Raw genomic sequence first — 19,057 nt, 5'->3', positions numbered from 1 at the left:
CGACGTGTCGCGCCGTGGCATCGACGCCCCGTCCGGTCCCGAGTCCGGCGCGGCGGCTCCCGGGCGCACCCGCGACCGGCGGCGGATCGGCTAGTCTGGAGCCGGGCGGTACCCGAGACTCCGCGTACCGGATACCCCCTGCCCGGCGCGCGACCGGGTACCGCCCGCACCCGTCCCCGCGCACGACGCCCCGGCACGACGCCGGCGCCCGGTGCGCGGGCGCACCCGTACGACGACCCTCGACGAGGAGGAGCCCGCATGCGTCTCGGCATCCACACCGGCTACTGGTCGGCCGGTCCCCCGGCCGGCATCCAGGACGCGATCGTGGCGGCGGACCGCCTCGGCGTCGACTCCGTGTGGACCGCGGAGGCCTACGGCTCCGACGCCTTCACGCCGCTCGCGTGGTGGGGCTCGCGCACGACCCGGATCCGGCTCGGGACCGCCGTCGCGCAGCTCTCCGCCCGCACCCCGACCGCGACGGCGATGGCCGCGCTGACGATGGACCACCTCTCGGGCGGCCGGTTCGTCCTCGGGCTCGGCGTCTCGGGACCGCAGGTCGTCGAGGGCTGGTACGGGCAGCCGTACGCCCGCCCGCTCGCCCGCACGCGCGAGTACGTCCAGGTCGTGCGCGACGTGCTGCGCCGGGAGACGCCCGTGACGTCGTCCGGCCCGCACTACCCGCTTCCCCTGCCCGAGGGCACGGGGACGGGGCTCGGCAAGCCGTTGCGCGCGACCGTGCACCCGCTGCGCGCGGACCTGCCGATCCACCTGGCGGCCGAAGGACCCAAGAACGTCGCGCTCGCGGCCGAGATCGCCGACGGGTGGCTCCCGCTCTTCTACTCGCCCCGCATGGACGCGACGTTCCGCGAGCTCCTCGCCGACGGCTTCGCGCGCCGCTCTCCCGAGCGTTCCCCCGAGGCCGCGTTCGAGGTGAGCGCGACGGTGCCCGTCGTCGTGCGGGAGCACGTCGAGCAGGCGGCGGACCAGGTGCGCCCGTTCCTCGCGCTGTACGTGGGCGGCATGGGCGCCAAGGGCGCGAACTTCCACCGCGACGCGCTCGACCGGCTCGGGTACGCCGAGGCGTGCGACGAGATCCAGGCGCACTACCTCGCCGGGCGCAAGGACCTCGCGGCCGCCGCCGTCCCGACGGCGATGGTCGAGGACGTCGCGCTCGTCGGCCCGCCGGAGAAGATCGCCCGCGACCTCGCCGCATGGCGCGAGACCGCGGTCACCACGCTCCTCGTCCAGGGCGACGCGACGGCCGTCCAGACGCTCGCCCCGCTCCTCGCGCCCCCGCGCTGAGTGCGGGGTCTTCGTCGTCCCGCAGCCGCTCGGACGACAGACACCCCGCACTCAGCGGTCGGGGGTGTCGCTCTCGGGGAACCAGACGGCGCGGCGCAGGTCGACACGGCGGCCGTCGCGCGACAGCGGGCACCCCTCGGCGCGCAGCTCGGTGAGCGCCGCGTCGAGGTGGTGCGCGGGCGGAGAGCCGGCCGCGTTGACGACGCGCCACCACGGGACCGGCGCGCCGTCGTCGTCCACGCCGGACGACCCCGCGAGCACCTGGCCGACCTGGCGCGGGCCACCCCGGTGCAGCGACTCGGCGACGACCTCCGCGACGAGCCCGTAGGTCATGGCGCGCGCGGCCGGGATCTGCCGGACGAGCGCGAGCACGGAGGTCGCGTACTCCGCCGCGAGCGCCGTGCGGTCGGTCCCCGCCGTCGCGCCGTCGGCGGCGGCGCCCGTCGTGCGGCCGTGCGTGCGTCCTGCCTCGAGCCCTGCCATGGGTCCCGACCCTAGCCGCCGCATTTGTCCTGGCGCGACGCGTGCCGAGCCAGGAGGATCGAGGCCATGAGCGACCACCGCCCCGCGCGCCTCCCCGACGGCTACGAGCTCGTCCCTCTCTCCGCGTCCGACCTCCGCGACGTGCTGGAGCTGGACACCACGACGTTCCCGTCCCCGGTCGAGGTCGACGAGCTCGTCGACCTCCCCTTCCCGCTCACGTGGGACCGCGCCCTCGGCGTCACCCAGGAGCACGAGGACGACGACGCGCCGCCCGTCGACGGAGCGCGGCCGGTGCGCCGCGACCTCGTCGCGATGCACGCGTCGTACCCGTTCTCGCGGTTCCCCGTCCCGGGGTCGACGGCACCGGTCGCGGGTCTCACGTGGGTCGGGGTGCACCCCGGGCACCGGCGCCGCGGGATCCTCAGCGCGATGATCGACACGCACCTCGCACGGTGCCGCGAGCGCGGCGAGCCGCTCTCGGCGCTCTTCGCGGCGGAGGCGGCGATCTACGGGCGCTTCGGCTACGGCAAGGCCGCGGACGACGTCCGTCTCACCGTCCCGCGCGGGGTCGCGCTGCGCGACGTCCCCGGCGCCGACCGCCACACCGTGCGCATCGAGCGCGCCGACCGGGCGCGGCACGGAGAGCTCGTCGCGACGCTCCACGAGCTCGCCGGCACGGACCCGACGGGCCAGGGCGCGGGGATCAACCGCCCGGGCTGGGCGACGCGCGAGACGCCCGAGCTCCAGGCCACGTTCTGGGACGACGCGAAGGTGTGGCGCAAGGACCGCGAGCCCACGCGCATCGCGATCGTCGAGCTCGACGGCGAGCCGCGCGGGTACGCGCGGTTCCACCGCAAGCTGTCCTGGGAGGCCACCGGCCCGCGCGGCCCGGTGAGCACGGGAGAGGTCGTCGCGCTGGACGCCGCGGCCGCGCGCGCGCTGTGGGGGGTGCTCACCGACCTCGACCTCACGCACGAGGTGACGCCCTTCATGCTGCCGGTCGACGACGTCGTCACGAGCCTCCTCGTGGACCCGCGCTCGGCGTCGCCGCGCCTCGCGGACAACCTCTGGGTGCGCCTCGTGGACGTGCCGGCCGCGCTCGCCGCGCGCCGCTACGCGGCGGACCTGGACGTCGTCGTGCACGTGACGGACGCGCGCCTCCCGGACAACGCGGGCCGCTGGCGGCTGCGCGCCCCGGCGTTCGGCGACGCCGTCGCCGAACGCACCGATGACGCCGCGGACCTGTCGCTGGACGTGCGCGAGCTCGGCGCCGCCTACCTCGGCGGGACGCCGCTCGCGGCCCTCGGCGCGGCGGGTCTCGTCACCGAGCACTCCCCTGGCGCCCTCGCCCTCGCGGGCGCGGCGTTCGGCTGGCCCGTCGCCCCGGTGTGCAGCTGGGTCTTCTGAGGCTCACGCCTGGCAGACGCCGCACCAGTAGAGGTTGCGGCCGGCGAGCTCCTTGAGCAGCACGGGCGTGCCGCACACGCGGCACGGGAGACCGTCGCGGTGGTAGACGTAGAACGCCTCGTCCGCCGGGACCGCGTCGGGCGCGTCGTCGGTGTTCTGCCGCACGCGGCGGCGCCCGGGCGGCCCGTCGGCGCCGTCCGGTGGGCCGTCGCCGGTGCCCGGCTCGGTGCCGGAGCCGTCGCGGTCCTCCGGCCGGGTCGTGACGATGGCGCCCGTCCGGGTGCCCTCGCGCATGAGCACGACGAGGTCGTCCCACAGCGCGCGCAGGTGCTCGCCGGGCACGTCGCGACCAGGCCGCATCGGGTCGAGCCGCGCGCGGAACAGCGACTCCGCGCGGTAGATGTTGCCCACGCCGGCAACGACGTCCTGGTTCATGAGCAGCAGCCCGACGGGGCTGCGCGAGCGCCGCACGGCGGTCACGAACTCCTCGCGCGGGTCGCCCTCGGCGGGTGCGGCGTCGCGGATCGGGTCGGGACCGAGCCGGTCCTCGACGGCCCGCTTCTCCTCGCCCGTGACGACCTCGCACGCCGTCGGCCCGGTGAGGTCCGCGACCGCGTGCGTCCCGACGAGCCGCACGCGTACCGCCCCGCGCGGCGGCGGGGGCGACCACGCGTCGTCGGACCCGGCCGCGGGAGCCCCGCCCGGGCCCGCCGGGACGGTCTCGCGCTCGCCGATGCGCCGCCGAGGGGCCCCGATCGCGTGCACGACGGCCGTGCTGCCGTCGCCCGCGAACGTCCACGCCCCGTACAGGCCGAGGTGGACGCGGAGCCAGCGCACGTCGTCGGGCCGCTCGGTCGTCCCGGCCGCGAGGCGCGCCGGGTCGCCGAATCCGAGGAAGAGCTGCTTGCCCCACGCCTCGCTCGCGACGAGCACGTGCCCGTCGAGCACGGCGGCGCCCGCGGCGAAACGACCCTGCGGGCTGCTCACCGCGAGCGTCTCGCCCGTGAAGAGCTCGCCGAAGGCTCGCGCGAGCCGGTGGACGGTGTGACCCTCCGGCACGTCAGGCGGAGGCGCCGCGCGTCGTCTCGTACGCCGCGAGCTGGTCGATCCGGCGCTGGTGGCGCGGGTCACCGCTGAACGGCTCGGCGAGGAACGCGTCGACGAGCTCGACGGCCTCGTCGACCGAGTGCTGGCGTGCGCCCACCGCGACGACGTTCGCGTCGTTGTGCTGGCGGCCGAGGCGCGCGGTCTCGAGGTTCCACGCGAGCGCGGCCCGCACCCCGACGACCTTGTTCGCGGCGATCTGCTCGCCGTTGCCCGACCCTCCGATGACCACGCCGAGCGAGCCCGGCTCGGCCGCGACGGCCTCGCCCGCGGCGAAGCAGAAGGACGGGTAGTCGTCCTGCGCGTCGTACGTGTGGGCCCCGTGGTCGACGACGTCGTGCCCCGCGGCCTCGAGGTGCTCGACGAGATGGGTCTTGAGCTCGTAGCCCGCGTGGTCCGCGGCGATGTGAACGCGCATGCGCCCATCATGCCCCAGCGGGACACCTGGGCGTCGGGGGGAGGCCGTAGCCTGAGACGCATGACACAGACCTCCCCGACGTCCACGTCCGCGTCCTCGTCCGGCACCACCGGCACCGTCGGCACCGAGCGCTCCGGCATCGACCTCGGCGCGCTGGACCCCGTCGTCCGGCCGCAGGACGACCTGTACCGCCACGTCAACGGGCGCTGGCTCGCGACGCACGAGATCCCCGCCGACCGCGCCATGGACGGCGCGTTCCGCGCGCTGCACGACCAGGCCGAGGTCCACGTGCGCGAGATCATCACGGACCTCGGCGCGCAGGTGGCCTCGGGTGCCACGGACGTCGGTGCGGACGCCGCGAAGGTCGGCGCGCTCTACGCGAGCTTCATGGACACCGACCGGATCGAGGCCCTCGGCACGGCCCCGCTGCAGGCGGACCTCGCGCTCGTCGCGTCCGCGACGACCCAGGCGGAGCTCACCGGCGTGCTCGGTGCGCTGCAGCGCACCGGTGGCGCGGGCGCCGTCGGCTTCTGGGTCGACAACGACGCCAAGGACCCCGAGCGCTACGTCGCCTACCTCTACCAGTCCGGGCTCGGGCTCCCCGACGAGGCGTACTACCGCGAGGACCAGTACGCCCCGGTGCGCGAGAAGTACGTGCCGCACGTCGCGCGCATGCTCGCCCTCGCGGGCGTCACCGCCGAGACCTGGGGCGCGACCCCCGAGGACGCGGCCGAGCGGGTCCTCGCGCTCGAGACGAGGCTCGCCGCGAAGCACTGGGACGTCGTCCGCGACCGCGACGCCGACCTCACCTACAACCCGCGCACGCTCGCCGCGCTCGTCGACGAGGCCCCCGGCTTCGACTGGCGTGCCTGGGTCCTCGCCCTCGGCGCGCCGGAGGGCTCGCTGGACGACGTCGTCGTGCGCGAGCCCGACTTCGCGTCCGGGTTCGCCGCACTCTGGGCGAGCGAGCCGCTCGAGGACTGGAAGCTGTGGATGGTGTACCACCTGGTCACCGCCCGCGCGCCGTACCTCGCGGACGAGCTCGTCGAGGCGAACTTCGACTTCTACGGCCGCACGCTGTCGGGCGCGCAGGAGGTGCGCGAGCGCTGGAAGCGCGGCGTCTCCGTCGTCGAGGGCGCGCTCGGCGAGGCCGTGGGCGCGCAGTACGTCGCCCGGCACTTCCCGCCCGCGCACAAGGCGCGCATGGAGGAGCTCGTCGCCTACCTCGTCGCCGCCTACCGCGAGTCGATCACCACGCTCGACTGGATGACGGCGGAGACCCAGGAGAAGGCGCTCGCCAAGCTCGAGGCCTTCACGCCCAAGATCGGCTACCCGGTGCGGTGGCGCGACTACTCGGCGCTCGTCGTCGAGGCCGACGACCTCGTCGGCAACGTCCGCCGGGCCCACGCGTTCGAGCAGGACCGCGAGCTCGGCAAGATCGGCCGGCCGCTGGACCGCGACGAGTGGTTCATGACCCCGCAGACCGTCAACGCCTACTACAACCCGGGCATGAACGAGATCGTCTTCCCCGCGGCGATCCTCCAGCCCCCGTTCTTCGACCCCGAGGCCGAGGACGCGGTGAACTACGGCGGCATCGGCGCGGTGATCGGGCACGAGATCGGCCACGGGTTCGACGACCAGGGCTCCAAGTACGACGGCGCCGGCCGTCTCGAGGACTGGTGGACGACGACGGACCGCGAGGAGTTCGAGAAGCGCACCAAGGCCCTCATCGCCCAGTACGACGCGTTCCGCCCCGCCCAGCTCGGCGAGGACGGGCCGCACGTCAACGGTGCGCTGACGATCGGTGAGAACATCGGCGACCTCGGCGGGCTGTCGATCGCGCTCAAGGCCTACCGGATCGCGCTCGGTCGCCCGCTCGCCGAGGCTCCGGTCGTCGACGGGCTCACGGGGATCGAGCGCGTGTTCCTCGGCTGGGCGCAGGTCTGGCAGTCCAAGGGCCGCGACGAGGAGGTCGTGCGGCGGATCGCGACCGACCCGCACTCCCCCAACGAGTTCCGCTGCAACGGCGTGGTCCGCAACGTCGACGAGTTCTACGCGGCCTACGACGTGCAGCCGGGCGACGCGCTGTACCTCGCGCCCGAGGAGCGCGTGCGCATCTGGTGACGCGAGCGCGCGAAGGGCCCGCGGCGGTTCGCCCGCCGCGGGCCCTTCGTGCGCGCCGGGTCGACCCCGGTGCCGTGCTCAGCGGTGCTCGGGACCTCTCAGAGCGTCCGGATGCCGGCGCGGGCGATCGTGAAGCCCTTGCCCGTCGCGTCGTCGCGGCACGTCATGCCCGTCTCGGCGCTGTCGCACGTGAACGGACCGACCGTCTTGGACGTGCCGTAGTCCAGGATCGCGGTGTCGCCAGGCGCGGGCTGCGGCTGCTCGGCCGCCGGGACGCACGGCTGCTCGACGCTGCCGTCGGCGCCGAGGACCACCTTGTACCCGACGGTGCCGTCGCAGCCGTCCACCGGGACCGGCTGGGTCCCGAGCTGGGCGATCACGCACGTCGCGCTGACGTCGGTCACCTCGCACGTGATGTTGCGTGACTCCGACGCGAACGTCTCGGACACGGTGGGCTCGGCCGCGGGCGTCTCCTCCGTACCCTCCGTGGCGGTCGCGGACGGCGGCGTGGTCGCGCCGCCTGCGGGATCGTCGTCGCCGCCCCCGAGCAGCGAGATCGCGAAGACGATCGCCCCGATGACGAGCAGCGCGTCGACCACGATGAACGCGATCCACCCGGGGCTCAGCCGGTCAGACCTGCCGCCACCGCCACCGTTGCTCCCGCCGCGTCCGGCCGGCGGTCGGGGCGTCGCGCCCGAGCCGCCCGCACCGGCCCCGGCGCGGGGCGCGGCCGCGGTCGGCGCGACCGCGGCCGGCGGGTGGTAGGCCGGCTGGGGCTGCTGGGGAGCGGCCGAGGCGTAGCCCGCCTGCGCCCCGGGGTCGTACGCCGGAGCGACCGACGCCGCGTACGCACCCGCCGGCGCGTAGCCGGTCGCCGCCGCGTCCCCCGGCGCGTAGGCCGGTCGGCTCGCGGCCGTCCCCACGGGAGCGGCGACGCCGAACCCGTTCTGCTCGGTCGCGTAGCGCACCCGCTGCGGGGGCACCGGTGCGGGTACCGCGGGCTGGGCCGCGGTCGGGAGCTCCGTGATCGGTGTGACGTGCTGGACGGTCGTCGGCTGGAACGACGACGCGACGACGGTCGGCTGCCCGTCCGCCGGCGTGGACCGGGGCGCCTGGGCGGTCGGCCCGCTCGTGGGCGCGAAGGACGGCGGCGCGGCCGTCACGGCACCCGGTACCGGTCCGGCGAACGCCTGGGTCGGCTGCGCGTCGTCCCGACGGACCACGGGCCCCGGCACGCCGCCAGGGGGCGGCGGCGGTGGTGGCACGGGTGCGTTCGGGGACATGCGGCTCCTCGCGGGCTCCTCGTCGGACTCACCCGGCACGACCGGGCGGCGGGCGCTCCTGACACCGCCCGCAACCTGACGAAGCATGGCACGAGGCACCCGTGCGGGTCGAACCCCGCCGACGGTCGGACCGTCCCGTCGGCGGGGTCCCGGGCGGACGGCGTCAGTCGAAGACCGGCCCCTGGGTCCGCGTGCGCTTGATCTCGAAGAAGCCGGGCGTGCTCGCGACGAGCACGCACCCGTCCCAGAGCCGACCTGCGGCTTCGCCCTTCGGCGCCGGCGTCACGACGGGGCCGAAGAACGCGGTGCCGCCGAACGCGACGACCGGCGTGCCGACGTCCTCGCCGACGCGCCCGATCCCCTCGGCGTGCGAGGCCCGGAGCTGCTCGTCGTACGCGTCGGACCCCGCGGCGTCGGCCAGCGACGCGGGCAGCCCGACCTCGGCCAGCGCCTCGGCCACGACGGCGTCGTAGTCCGTGCGTCCGCCCGGGTGCAGGCGCGTCCCGATCGCGTCGTAGAGCGGCTTCACGACCCCCTCGCCGTGCTCGACGCGCGCGGCGGTCACCACGCGCACCGGGCCCCACGCCTTCTCCATGAGCTCGCGGTACTCCTCCGGCAGGTCCCGGCCCTCGTTGAGCACCGCCAGGCTCATGACGTGCCAGCGGACCGTGACGTCGCGCACCTGCTCGACCTCCCCCATCCAGCGGCTAGTCATCCACGCCCACGGGCACACGGGGTCGAACCAGAAGTCGGCGACGCGCACGTCGTCGTCGGTCGCGGTGTTCTCGGTCGTCGCGGTGAGGGTCACGGACGTCTCTCCTTCGTGTGGGCGGCGCCCGGTGGACCCGGGTCGCCGGAGGGGCGGGGCGGCGTGCGCGGACGGCCGACGCCGTCGCCCACCCAGTCTCGACACCGGGCGCCCGCAGCGTATTCCCGGGAGGTAATCCCGGGGGCGGGCGCGGGTACCCGTGGGATGATCGTCCGTGGCCCACAGGCCGCCGTCGAGGCCGCCCGGCCCGACCCGAGACCGAGGAGATGCAGTGCCCGGAGAGAACCTCACCCGCGCCGAGGCGAGCGAGCGCGCGGCGACCGTCGACGTCCAGTCCTACGAGGTCGAGCTCGACCTCACGACGGGGGCGACGACGTTCGCGTCGACAACCGTGGTGCGGTTCACCGCGACCGAGGGGGCGAGCACCTTCGTCGACCTCGTCGCCCCGACCGTGCGCGAGGTCGTGCTCAACGGCCGCGCGCTCGACCCCGCGGAGGTCTTCGCGGACTCGCGCATCGCGCTCGACGGCCTGGCGGCCGACAACGAGCTGCGCGTCGTCGCCGACTGCGCGTACACGAACACCGGCGAGGGCCTGCACCGGTTCGTCGACCCCGTCGACGGCGAGGTCTACCTCTACACGCAGTTCGAGGTCCCCGACTCGCGGCGCGTGTTCGCCGTGTTCGAGCAGCCCGACCTCAAGGCGACGTTCGCGTTCACGGTGACGGCCCCCGCGGCGTGGCAGGTCGTGAGCAACCAGCCGACGCCCGCGCCCGAGGCGCTCGGCACCAAGCCCGACCCGACCGGCACCGGCGCGGGCGACGTCGAGGTCGCGCGCTGGGCGTTCGAGCCGACGCCGCGCATCTCGTCGTACATCACCGCGCTCGTCGCGGGGCCCTACGTCGTCGAGCGGAGCGAGCTCACGTCGTCCGACGGCCGCACCATCCCGCTCGGGGTCTTCTGCCGCGCCTCGCTCGCGGACCACATGGACGCCGACTACGTCTTCGACAAGACGCGCGAGGGCTTCGCGTTCTTCGAGTCCGCGTTCGAGCACCCGTACCCGTTCGACAAGTACGACCAGCTCTTCGTGCCCGAGTACAACATGGGCGCGATGGAGAACGCCGGGTGCGTCACGTTCACCGAGACGTACGTGTTCCGGTCCAAGGTCACCGACGCCGTCAAGGAGCGCCGCGTCGTGACGATCCTCCACGAGCTCGCGCACATGTGGTTCGGCGACCTCGTCACCATGAAGTGGTGGAACGACCTGTGGCTCAACGAGTCTTTCGCGGAGTACGCGTCGACGCTCGCGACCGCCGAGGCGACGGAGTGGCGCGAGGCGTGGACGACGTTCGCCGCGATGGAGAAGTCGTGGGCGTACCGCCAGGACCAGCTCCCCTCGACGCACCCGATCGTCGCGACGATCAACGACCTCGAGGACGTCTTCGTCAACTTCGACGGCATCACCTACGCCAAGGGCGCGTCGGTGCTCAAGCAGCTCGTCGCGTGGGTCGGCAAGGAGCAGTTCCTCGCGGGCGTCGCCGCGTACTTCCGCAAGCACGCGTGGGGCAACACCGAGCTGCGGGACCTGCTCGTCGAGCTCGAGGCCACGAGCGGCCGCGACCTCTCCCAGTGGTCGGCCCTGTGGCTCGAGACGGCCGGCGTGAACACGCTGCGCCCCGAGTTCGAGCTCGACGCGCACGGCCGCTTCACGACGTTCGCGGTGCTGCAGTCCGCCGCGCCCGACTACCCGACGCTGCGTCCGCACCGCCTCGGCATCGGCCTCTACGACCTCGTCGACGGCGTCCTCACGCGCGTCCACCGTGTCGAGGTCGACGTCGACGGCGCCCGCACCGAGATCCCCGAGCTCCTCGGGCTCGACCGTCCGCAGCTCGTGCTCCTCAACGACGACGACCTCGCCTACGCGAAGATCCGCCTCGACGACGCGTCTCTCCAGGTCGCCACCGAGCACCTCGCCGACCTGGCCGACCCGCTCGCACGCTCGCTCGTCTGGGGCTCCGCGTGGGACGCGACGCGCGACGGCGAGACGGCGGCGGGCGCCTACGTCCGCCTCGTGCTCGGCAACATCGCCCACGAGACCGAGTCGACGACGATCCGCACGACGCTCAACCAGCTCGCGCTCGCCGCGAAGACGTATGTCGCGCCGGAGCGCCGCGCCGCCACGCTCGCGCACGCCGGCGACGTCCTCTGGTCGCTCGCGCAGGACGCCGCCCCCGGCTCCGACCTGCAGTTCCAGCTCGTGAAGTTCTTCGCCCACCTCGCGTCGACGACCGAGCACGGGACCGCGCTGCGCGCCCTCCTCGACGGCACGCAGACCCTCGACGGGCTCGAGATCGACACCGACCTGCGCTGGGAGATCCTCGAAGGCCTCGTGCTCCTCGGGCTCGCGGACGACGCCGAGATCGACGCGACCCTCGCCGCCGACTCGACGGCGACCGGCCAGCAGTCCGCCGCGCGCGCCCGCGCGACCGTCCCGACCGCCGAGGCGAAGCGCGCGGCGTTCGACCGGCTCGTCGGCTCCGACGACGCGCCCAACGCGATCGTGCGCGCCACGACGCTCGGGTTCCAGCACGTCAACGACCCGGCGGCGCTCGCACCTCTCGTCGGTCCGTACTTCGACGCGCTGCTGCCGCTCTGGGAGGAGCGGTCCTACCACATCGCCGAGGCGCTGGTCACGGGCCTGTACCCCGCACCGCTCGCCACCGCCGAGCTGCGTGACGCCACGCGGGCCTGGCTCGACGCGAACCCGGACGCCGCCCCCGCGCTGCGCCGCCTCGTCGTCGAGAACCTCGCCGGCGTCGAGCGCGCCCTCACCGCCCAGGCCGCCGACGCCTGACCCACCCCGACGCTCCGGGCCGCTCCCACGAGGGAGCGGCCCGGAGCGTGGGACCGGTCTCGAACCCGCCAGCGCGCTACCTCGGCGGGTCAGAGGGCGTCGTTCATGGCCTTCGCGAGGGAGCGCAGGCGGGCGGAGTCGAAGAGGTCCTCCAGCAGGACGACGTTGCCCGACGAGTCGCCGAGCGGCACCTTCCAGTTGGGGTACTCCTGGTCCGTGCCGGGCTGGTTCTGCGAGCGGCGCTCCCCCACGGCGTCGGCGAGCGAGACGCCGAGCAGGACGGCGGGCGTGCTGCGGACGAGGCGGTGCAGGGCCTCGACGAGCTCGCGCTCGGACGGGTCGTCGCCGACGAGCCCGCGCTCGCGCAGGAACGCGACCATGGCGTCGCGCTCGGCACGGGCCGCGCGGCGCACGTCGGCGACGTCCTCGGTGAGGACGCCGAGACGGTCGCGCAGCTCGACGTGCTCACCCGCGAGGTACCCGGCGGACGGCGGCAGGTCGTGGGTCGTGACGGTGGCGAGCGCGAGACGACGGTAGTCCTCGGGCGGCAGCGGCGCGCCGTCGGACGTCTTCTCGAACCAGAGCACCGAGGTGCCGAGCACGCCGCGGTCGGCGAGGTAGTCGCGGACCCACGGCTCGAAGACGCCGAGGTCCTCGCCGATGACGATCGCCCCCGCGCGCTGCGCCTCGAGGCAGAGGATGCCGATCAGGGCCTCGTGGTCGTAGCGGACGTAGGCACCGGCGTCGGCACGCGCCCCGCCGGGGATCCACCACAGGCGGAAGAGCCCGATGACGTGGTCGATGCGGATCGCGCCCGCGTGCCGCAGGACGGTGCGCAGCATGTCGCGGTAGGGCGCGTACCCGGCGCGCGCGAGAGCGCGCGGGTGCCACGGCGGCTGGGACCAGTTCTGCCCCTGCTGGTTGTACATGTCCGGGGGCGCGCCGACGGAGACCCCGGTGGCGAGGACGCCGCGGTGCGCCCACACGTCGGCGCCCTCGGGGTGCACCCCGACGGCGAGGTCGTGCATGATCCCGACGGACATGCCCGCCTCGCGCGCGGTGCGCTGGGCGGCGCGGAGCTGCTCGTCGGCGACCCACTGGAGCCAGCAGTAGAACTCGACCCGGTCGGCGAGCTGGTCGCGCAGGGCCGCGACGGTCGGCCCGTGCGGGTCGTACGCGCCGGGGGGCCAGTCGCGGTCGCCGTAGTGGTCGGCGAGCGCGCACCACGTCGCGAAGTCCTCGAGGCCCCGGCCCTGCTCGGCGCGGAACGCGTCGAGCGACGCCTGGCGCGCGGTCGACCGGGGCGCGGCGAAGACGACCTCGAGCGCCGCCTTCTTGGCGTCCCAGGCGGCGTCCCGGTCGATCGGACCGGGGTCGGTGTCGAGGTCGCGCACCGGGTCGAACGCCCACTCGACGAGCGAGCGGTCCGCGGCCGACAGGTAGCCGGTCTCGCGGATGTCCTCGACCCGGACGTAGATCGGGTTGACGAAGCGCCGGCTCGTCGGCAGGTAGGGCGACGGCGTCATCGGCGTGCGCGGCTCGGCGGCGTGCAGCGGGTTGACGAGCACGAAGTCGGCCCCGGCCTCGCGCGCGGACAGCCAGGCGAGGTCGGCGAGGTCGGAGAGGTCGCCGACACCCCACGAGGCGCGCGAGCGCACCGAGTAGAGCTGGGCCATGAAGCCCCAGGCGCGGCGCTCGACGACCGCGGCGGGGAGCTCGAGGCGCTGCGGCGTCACGACGAGCGTCGCGCGGGCCTGCGTCCCGTCGCTCTCGGCGTGCAGGTCGTGCCACCCCAGGGGCAGGTCGGCGGGCACCTCGAACGTCGCGCGACCCACGCGCCGGCCGTCGACCGTCCGCGGCTCGACGAACACGTCGAGCTGGCCCAGGTCGCGGCGCTCCCGCGCGGCCCGTGCCGCGTGCTGCCCGGTCGCCTGGCCACCGTGCCGCGACGGCTCGGCCTCGAGCTCGACCCACACCTCGACGGCGGACCCGTCGGCGACGTGCACGGGGAGCGGGACGGCGTCGCCCTGCCGCACGACCACGGTCGGCGGCAGCATCTGGCGCCACGCGTCGTCGCGCGAGTGCTCGAGGCTCACCGCCACCTTCTCGGGCGACGAGGCCGGGACGCCGAGGGCCTCGAGCACGGCGACGAGCGTCGACGCGCGGACCTGGCGGCGCGACCCGTCGAAGTCCCAGAAGTCGGACGCGACACCGTGGGCGTCGGCCAGCTGCACCAACGGCTCGGGCAGGTCCGTCTGCGGGGGTTCGCTCACGCCTGCATCCTGCCAGAACGCGGGCCCGCGAGCAGCGCGTTCGCCCGGCGCGCCCAGGGACCGCCCACCTGGCCCGGGTACCCTGCGCTCATGTCCCACCCCCTTCTCGCCCCCGTCCTGCGCGTGCCCGCGGAGGTCCCGGAAGAGGTCCGCAACGGCTTCGACCCGAGCAACCCCGACGACTGGTTCGAGTGGTTCGTCGGGGTCCCGCTGCGCGTGCTCCTCATCATCGGCATCGGCGCGATCGTGCTCGCCCTCGTGCGCCGGTTGATCCGCAAGGTCACGGAGCACATCGCCGAGGGGACGCCGACCCTGCGGAGCAAGCGCCTCCAGGGGATCGGGTCGTCGGAGGTCGGCTCCGTCCTGCTGCGGGCCAACCCGCTCGCGAGCGCCCGGCGGGCGCAGCGCGCGCGCACCGTCGGGTCCGTGCTGCGCTCGACCGCCAACATCGTCGTCGGCGCGACGATCGTGCTCATGGTCCTCACCGAGCTCGGTGTGAACATCGCGCCGTTCCTCGCGTCGGCGGGCATCGCGGGCGTCGCGCTCGGCTTCGGTGCGCAGAGCCTGGTCAAGGACTTCCTGTCCGGGACGTTCATGCTGCTCGAGGACCAGTACGGCGTGGGCGACACCGTGGACTTCGGCGAGGTCACGGGCACCGTCGAGGAGGTCGCGCTGCGGGTCACCAAGGTCCGCGACGGCAACGGGACCCTGTGGTTCGTGCGCAACGGGGAGATCCTGCGCACGGGCAACAAGACCCAGGAGTGGGGCCGCGCCGTGGTCGACGTGCGCGTGGCGTACTGGGCGGACGTGGAGGCGGTCCGCGCGGCGCTGCTCGCCGCGGCCGAGGACGTCGGCGCCGACCCCGTGCTCGGGACGTACTTCCTGGAGCCCCCCGAGGTCACGGGCATCGAGTCGATGACGGCCGAGGCGCTGCAGCTCAAGGTGCAGGTCAAGACGCAGGCCGCGATGCAGTGGGAGGTGGCGCGCGCGCTGCGCGCCCGCGTCCGGCAGGGGCTGTCCGACGCGCGGATCCCGCTGGCGGGGGCGCAGCAGGTGGTCGTCCTCGACCACTCGCCGTCGGTGCCCGACGACCGGCCCGACGACGGTCCGGACGACGGTCCGCGCGCCGCGGCGCGGGACGAGCAGGCGGCGCGCGACCGGCGCGGTGCCGCGGCGGCCGCCGCGGTGCAGGACCGGACCGGCGGTCCGGCGGGCCCCTCGGCCTGAGCCGGGTGGCGCCGTCGGGCACGTGCGTCGCCGGCGGCACCGGCCCTCCGGACCGGAGGGCCGGGCGGGGTCAGCGCAGTCCGTCGAGCTCCGCGGCGAGGTTGTCGGCCTCCGGGCCGACGATGACCTGGACGACGCGGCCGGAGCGCACGACGCCGAACGCGCCGGTCGCCTTGAGGCGCGCCTCGTCGACGAGCTGCGGGTCGGTCACCTCGACGCGCAGGCGCGTGATGCACGGCTCCAGGTCGACGACGTTGCCCTGGCCCCCGAGGGCCTCGAGGATCTGCTGTGCCTTCTGGTCCGAGGGGGTGCTCATCGAAAGTGTCTCCTGAGGCGAGTCGCGGGTGGGATCCGCGCGGGGGATCCGGGGTGTCGGGGTGCCGTGCACCTGGCAACAGCCTAGTCTCCTGGCGAGGTTGTCACCGGATCGACGCAGGAGCGCAACGGCACCGCAACAACGCTGTGCCGCACGCGAGTCCCCTCGTCGGGCGGCGACGGGCACGCGTGCGCACCGGCCCGGGCACCCGGGTCGCACGCCCGAGTCGGACAGGAGCGAGGTCGTGACGGGCGGAACCCAGGACGAGGCACGGCAGGTCATCACGGGAATCGGTGTGTGCCCCGGCACGGTGGTCGGGCCGGTGGTGCTCATGCCGGAGCCGATCGCGGAGCCGGCACCCGGGCTGCGGATGGGCCCGCGCGAGGACCACGAGGCGCAGGCGCGTCGCGTCGACGCCGCGGCCGCGCAGGTCGCCGCCGACCTCCAGCGCGCCGCGGACGCCGCCGACGGCGAGACGCGCGACGTGCTCGAGGCGACCGCCGCGATGGCCGGCGACCCCACCCTGGCGGCCGACGCGCGGCGCCGCGTCCTCGACGAGCACCTGGTGCCCGAGCGCGCGGTCTGGGAGGCGGCGGAGGAGGTCGTGCGGCAGTTCACCGAGCTCGGCGGGTACTTCGCCGAGCGCGCCCGCGACGTCGCCGACGTGCGCGACCGGCTCGTCGCCGCGCTCACGGACCGCCCCGCGCCCGGGGTCCCGGAGCACGCGGAGCCGTTCGTGCTCGTCGCGCCCGACCTCGCGCCGTCGGCCACCGCTGCCCTCGACCCGGCGCGCGTGCTCGCGATCGTCACCGACGGCGCCGGCCCGACGTCGCACACCGCCATCGTCGCCAACGCCAAGGGCATCCCGGCCGTGGTCGCCGCGACGGGAGCGAGCGCGGCGCTCGCGCCGGAGGACGTCGTCCTCGTCGACGGCGCCGCCGGGACCGTGGTCGTGCACCCGTCCGAGGAGCAGGTCGCCGCAGCGCGGGCGCGCTCGCTGCAGGTACGCACGTTCGACGGCACCGGCCGCACGCGCGACGGGCACCGCGTCCAGCTCCTCGCGAACGTCGGCGACCCCGCGGGCGCGGCGCCGGCCGCCGCGGCCGGCGCCGAGGGCGTCGGGCTGTTCCGCTCGGAGTTCTGCTTCCTCGACCGCGAGCAGCCGCCGACGGTCGAGGAGCAGGTCACCGCCTACCGCACGGTGTTCCGCGAGTTCGGCGGGCGCAAGGTCGTCATCCGCACGCTCGACTCCGGCGCGGACAAGCCGCTCCACTTCCTCACGGTCGACGACGAGGAGAACCCCGCGCTGGGCGTGCGCGGGCTGCGCACCGCCGCGCGGTGGCCCGAGCTGCTCGAGCAGCAGCTCGACGCGATCGCGCAGGCCGCCGCCGCGGAGGAGGCCGAGGTCTGGGTCATGGCGCCCATGGTGTCGACCGTCGGCGAGACGGAGTGGTTCGTCGAGCGCTGCCGTGCCCACGGGCTCGACGTCGCGGGCGTCATGGTCGAGGTCCCGAGCGCCGCGCTGCTCGCCGGGCCGATCCTCGCGCGCGCGTCGTTCGCGTCGATCGGCACGAACGACCTCACGCAGTACACGATGGCGGCCGACCGTCTTCTCGGGTCGCTCGCCGAGCTGAGCGACCCGTGGCAGCCCGCGGTGCTGCGGCTCGTCGAGGCCACGTGCGCGGGCGGCGCGCAGCAGGGTCGGCCCGTGGGCGTGTGCGGCGAGGCGGCCTCGCAGCCGGTGCTGGCCGTCGTGCTCGTGGGGCTCGGGGTGTCGTCGCTCTCCATGACGGCCCGGGCGATCCCCGACGTCGCCGCGCTCCTGCGCGAGGTCGACGTCGACGAGTGCCGGCGGCTCGCGCGGCTCGCCGTCGAGGCCGAGAGCGCGGCCGAGGCTCGCGCCGTCGTCCGCGAGAACCTGCCGGTGCTCACCGAGCTCGGTCTCTGACGCGCGCCGGCGCGCGCTGTGACGTGCGTCCGGGTCGCCGCGCGCGGCCCGGACGACGGCGACGCCGGTGCGATGATGGGCCGGTGACGACCGAGCCCAGCCCCCGCACGACGCTGCCCGTCGCCGGCCTGTCGAACGGCCCGACGACCGGCCCGACGACCGACGCCGCGCCGGTGCGCCCGAGCCGCACGTTCTACGACGAGGTCGGCGGCCACGAGACGTTCGTGCGCCTCGTCGACGCGTTCTACGAGGGCGTCGCCGACGACCCGGTCATGCGCCCGATGTACCCCGAGGAGGACCTGGGCCCCGCGCGCTGGCGCCTGACGGCGTTCCTCGAGCAGTACTGGGGTGGCCCGACGACGTACAGCGAGCAGCGCGGGCACCCGCGCCTGCGGATGCGGCACGCCCCGTTCAAGGTCAACCCCGAGGCGCGGGACCGCTGGCTCGCCCACATGCGCGCCGCCGTCGACACCCTCGACCTCGCACCGATCCACGAGGCGACGCTGTGGGACTATCTGGAGCGCGCGGCGCACTCGCTCCTCAACACCTTCGAGGACTGACCGACCCGCCGCCCGAGCGAAGGAGCCCCACCCGTGACCCCCGAGCCCACGCCGCCGCCCTCCTCGGCCTCCCCCGGCCCGACGTCGGACGCCGCCCCGCGCGAGCAGGTCCCCAACCCGCTGAACCACCTCCTCGACGTCCTGCGCCTCGAGCGGGTCGGTGACGGTGACGGGTCCGCCGCCGACCCCGAGCACTTCCGCGGCGAGAGCGTCCACCAGCCGACGGGCCGGGTCTACGGGGGCCAGGTGCTCGCGCAGGCCGTGCTCGCCGCCGGGCGCACCGTGCCCGAGGGCCGTCTCCCCCACTCGCTGCACGGGTACTTCCTGCGGCCCGGCGGCCTCGACGTGCCGATCGACTTCGCGGTCGAGCGGCTGCGCGACGGGCGCTCGTTCAGCGCGCGCCGGACGCACGCGATCCAGCACGGCAAGCCGATCCTGTCGATGATCTCCTCGTTCCAGGAGGACCAGGGCGGCATCGAGCACTCGTCGCCCATGCCCGACGCCCCGCCGCCGGAGGACGTGCGGTCCGCCCTCGACGTGCTCGGCGGCATCGACCACCCGATCGCACGCTTCTGGTCGCACCACTCGGCGTTCGAGCTGCGGCACGTCGGCGGCTCGCTCTACCTCGGTCCCGACCACGAGCCCACGGACCACCAGATGGTGTGGATGCGGGCGCGGGGCGACGTCGGCGACGACCAGCTGCTGCACCGTGCGCTCATGGCCTACGCGTGCGACCAGGTGATGCTCGAGCCGATCCTCCGCGAGTCGGGCACGAGCTGGGTCACGCCCGGCATCTCGATCGCGAGCCTCGACCACGCCATGTGGTGGCACCGCGACGCGCGGGTCGACGACTGGCTGCTCTACGTGCAGTCGGCGTCGAGCGCCCAGGGCGGCCGCGGGCTCGGGGCGGCACGCGTGTTCGCGCAGGACGGGACGCTCGTCGCGTCCATCGCGCAGGAGGGCATGGTCCGCCTCCCGGCGCTGTGAGCGCC

15 protein-coding genes are annotated in these 19,057 nt (G+C 75.0%); 8 read left to right on the top strand and 7 right to left on the bottom strand.

Features of this window, described 5'->3' with window-relative positions; genetic code table 11:
• Positions 1 to 258 precede the first annotated feature (258 nt).
• A complete protein-coding gene (locus JOE63_RS09685) occupies positions 259 to 1,302 on the top strand; it encodes an LLM class F420-dependent oxidoreductase (protein WP_204540973.1) in 1,044 nt (347 codons plus the stop codon).
• A 51-nt stretch (positions 1,303 to 1,353) separates the two neighbouring features.
• Here JOE63_RS09685 and JOE63_RS09680 read toward each other — a convergent pair whose 3' ends face one another.
• A complete protein-coding gene (locus JOE63_RS09680) occupies positions 1,354 to 1,785 on the bottom strand; it encodes an MGMT family protein (protein ID WP_087471681.1) in 432 nt (143 codons plus the stop codon).
• Between the two features lie 66 nt (positions 1,786 to 1,851).
• Between JOE63_RS09680 and JOE63_RS09675 the strand changes: the two genes are divergently transcribed.
• Positions 1,852 to 3,192, top strand: a complete 1,341-nt coding sequence (locus tag JOE63_RS09675; RefSeq protein ID WP_204540970.1) for a GNAT family N-acetyltransferase — start codon at positions 1,852 to 1,854, stop codon at positions 3,190 to 3,192.
• A gap of 3 nt (positions 3,193 to 3,195) precedes the next feature.
• On the opposite strand, the gene JOE63_RS09670 is transcribed toward JOE63_RS09675, so the two are convergent.
• The gene (locus JOE63_RS09670) at positions 3,196 to 4,251 is read right to left on the bottom strand and encodes an Fpg/Nei family DNA glycosylase (protein ID WP_204540967.1); all 1,056 of its coding nucleotides are present in this window, start codon (positions 4,249 to 4,251) and stop codon (positions 3,196 to 3,198) included.
• 1 nt (position 4,252) lies between these two features.
• Entirely contained in the window at positions 4,253 to 4,714 is a 462-nt protein-coding gene (locus JOE63_RS09665) for a ribose-5-phosphate isomerase (RefSeq protein ID WP_087471678.1), read from the bottom strand.
• 60 nt (positions 4,715 to 4,774) lie between these two features.
• Here JOE63_RS09665 and JOE63_RS09660 point away from each other — a divergent pair, with 60 nt between their 5' ends.
• Positions 4,775 to 6,838, top strand: a complete 2,064-nt coding sequence (locus JOE63_RS09660; protein ID WP_204540964.1) for a M13 family metallopeptidase — start codon at positions 4,775 to 4,777, stop codon at positions 6,836 to 6,838.
• 98 nt (positions 6,839 to 6,936) lie between these two features.
• On the opposite strand, the gene JOE63_RS09655 is transcribed toward JOE63_RS09660, so the two are convergent.
• Both JOE63_RS09655 and JOE63_RS09650 read right to left on the bottom strand, forming a co-directional pair.
• Entirely contained in the window at positions 6,937 to 8,121 is a 1,185-nt protein-coding gene (locus JOE63_RS09655; protein WP_157759613.1) for a hypothetical protein, read from the bottom strand.
• A gap of 163 nt (positions 8,122 to 8,284) precedes the next feature.
• Entirely contained in the window at positions 8,285 to 8,929 is a 645-nt protein-coding gene (locus JOE63_RS09650; protein ID WP_374059016.1) for a mycothiol-dependent nitroreductase Rv2466c family protein, read from the bottom strand.
• A gap of 232 nt (positions 8,930 to 9,161) precedes the next feature.
• On the opposite strand from JOE63_RS09650, the gene pepN reads away from it, so the two are divergent.
• The gene (gene pepN, locus JOE63_RS09645) at positions 9,162 to 11,741 is read left to right on the top strand and encodes an aminopeptidase N (RefSeq protein ID WP_204540961.1); all 2,580 of its coding nucleotides are present in this window, start codon (positions 9,162 to 9,164) and stop codon (positions 11,739 to 11,741) included.
• Between the two features lie 89 nt (positions 11,742 to 11,830).
• Here pepN and malQ read toward each other — a convergent pair whose 3' ends face one another.
• Positions 11,831 to 14,014: a 4-alpha-glucanotransferase gene (gene malQ, locus JOE63_RS09640; RefSeq protein ID WP_087471673.1), complete on the bottom strand. Its 2,184-nt coding sequence runs from the start codon at positions 14,012 to 14,014 to the stop codon at positions 11,831 to 11,833.
• A gap of 90 nt (positions 14,015 to 14,104) precedes the next feature.
• Here malQ and JOE63_RS09635 point away from each other — a divergent pair, with 90 nt between their 5' ends.
• Positions 14,105 to 15,241 (top strand): mechanosensitive ion channel family protein, encoded by a 1,137-nt coding sequence (locus JOE63_RS09635; protein WP_087472888.1) that lies wholly within the window; start codon positions 14,105 to 14,107, stop codon positions 15,239 to 15,241.
• Between the two features lie 70 nt (positions 15,242 to 15,311).
• On the opposite strand, the gene JOE63_RS21420 is transcribed toward JOE63_RS09635, so the two are convergent.
• A complete protein-coding gene (locus JOE63_RS21420) occupies positions 15,312 to 15,839 on the bottom strand; it encodes a PTS glucose/sucrose transporter subunit IIB (protein WP_275582774.1) in 528 nt (175 codons plus the stop codon).
• Here JOE63_RS21420 and ptsP point away from each other — a divergent pair.
• From ptsP to JOE63_RS09615, 3 genes are all read left to right on the top strand, one after another.
• A complete protein-coding gene (gene ptsP / locus JOE63_RS09625) occupies positions 15,802 to 17,505 on the top strand; it encodes a phosphoenolpyruvate--protein phosphotransferase (RefSeq protein ID WP_204540958.1) in 1,704 nt (567 codons plus the stop codon). The two genes, JOE63_RS21420 and ptsP, sit on opposite strands and share 38 nt — an antisense overlap.
• A 173-nt stretch (positions 17,506 to 17,678) precedes the next feature.
• Complete coding sequence (locus JOE63_RS09620) at positions 17,679 to 18,065, top strand: globin (RefSeq protein WP_087472887.1); 387 nt, start codon at positions 17,679 to 17,681, stop codon at positions 18,063 to 18,065.
• A gap of 141 nt (positions 18,066 to 18,206) precedes the next feature.
• On the top strand, positions 18,207 to 19,052 hold the full coding sequence (locus tag JOE63_RS09615; protein ID WP_239577611.1) for an acyl-CoA thioesterase: 846 nt from the start codon (positions 18,207 to 18,209) through the stop codon (positions 19,050 to 19,052).
• Positions 19,053 to 19,057 lie beyond the last annotated feature (5 nt).

Origin of the sequence: Cellulosimicrobium cellulans (assembly GCF_016907755.1) — a bacterium.
GTDB classification, from domain to species: domain Bacteria; phylum Actinomycetota; class Actinomycetes; order Actinomycetales; family Cellulomonadaceae; genus Cellulosimicrobium; species Cellulosimicrobium cellulans_D.
The sequence above is the reverse complement of the archived record's forward strand: the minus strand, read 5'-3'. Positions and strand labels throughout refer to the sequence as shown.

Coding starts and splice junctions, on each gene's coding strand:
- JOE63_RS09660 (WP_204540964.1), top strand. CDS start 4,775: ATGACACAGACCTCCCCGACGTCCACGTCCGCGTCCTCGTCCGGCACC.
- JOE63_RS21420 (WP_275582774.1), bottom strand. CDS start 15,839: ATGACCTGCCGTGCCTCGTCCTGGGTTCCGCCCGTCACGACCTCGCTC.
- JOE63_RS09685 (WP_204540973.1), top strand. CDS start 259: ATGCGTCTCGGCATCCACACCGGCTACTGGTCGGCCGGTCCCCCGGCC.
- JOE63_RS09680 (WP_087471681.1), bottom strand. CDS start 1,785: ATGGCAGGGCTCGAGGCAGGACGCACGCACGGCCGCACGACGGGCGCC.
- JOE63_RS09665 (WP_087471678.1), bottom strand. CDS start 4,714: ATGCGCGTTCACATCGCCGCGGACCACGCGGGCTACGAGCTCAAGACC.
- JOE63_RS09655 (WP_157759613.1), bottom strand. CDS start 8,121: ATGTCCCCGAACGCACCCGTGCCACCACCGCCGCCGCCCCCTGGCGGC.
- JOE63_RS09675 (WP_204540970.1), top strand. CDS start 1,852: ATGAGCGACCACCGCCCCGCGCGCCTCCCCGACGGCTACGAGCTCGTC.
- JOE63_RS09635 (WP_087472888.1), top strand. CDS start 14,105: ATGTCCCACCCCCTTCTCGCCCCCGTCCTGCGCGTGCCCGCGGAGGTC.